Annotated in this window: 1 protein-coding gene; it reads left to right on the top strand. The window is 60.5% G+C overall.

All coding sequences use genetic code 11. The features are described 5' to 3' along the window. Positions 1 to 16: 16 nt before the first annotated feature. The coding region (locus AC1D0P_RS28865) for a hypothetical protein (RefSeq protein WP_477679869.1) at positions 17 to 481 on the top strand (465 nt) is incomplete at its 3' end.

Here is a 481-nt window from a genome sequence, read left to right as displayed (position 1 = left end):
GAACTATGTGACGACCATGGCCTCGGCGCTCGAGGAAGAAAACCGCATGTCGCGGCTGATCGACGAGAACGACAAGCTCTCGACACGCAACAAGGCCGAGCTCGAAAACGAGAAGCAGCGCACCGCCGAACTGGCGTCGCGCGCCACATCTCTCGAAAATTTGATCTCGTCGATGGAGAAGGACATCGCCTCGACCCGGCAAGCCGCAGAGGCTTCAAAACTCGAGGATATCAAGCGCCAGAACATGTCACCGGCCGAGTTGGAACAGGCCAGGCGCGACGCCGAGACCAACCTGCCCGACAAAAACCGCATTGCGCCCGCATATCCGTTCTCGGTAATGAAGGCCAAATTGGACCTGCCGGTTGCCGGCGACGTCTTGCGGTTTTTTGGTGATGACGATGGAACCGGCCATCCGGCACAGGGTCTGACGGTTGCAGCCGGCCAGGGATTGGTGGTGACGGCGCCGGCCGATGGCTGGATC

It is taken from the genome of Polaromonas sp. P1_G2, assembly GCF_056405515.1.
The sequence above is the reverse complement of the archived record's forward strand: the minus strand, read 5'-3'. Positions and strand labels throughout refer to the sequence as shown.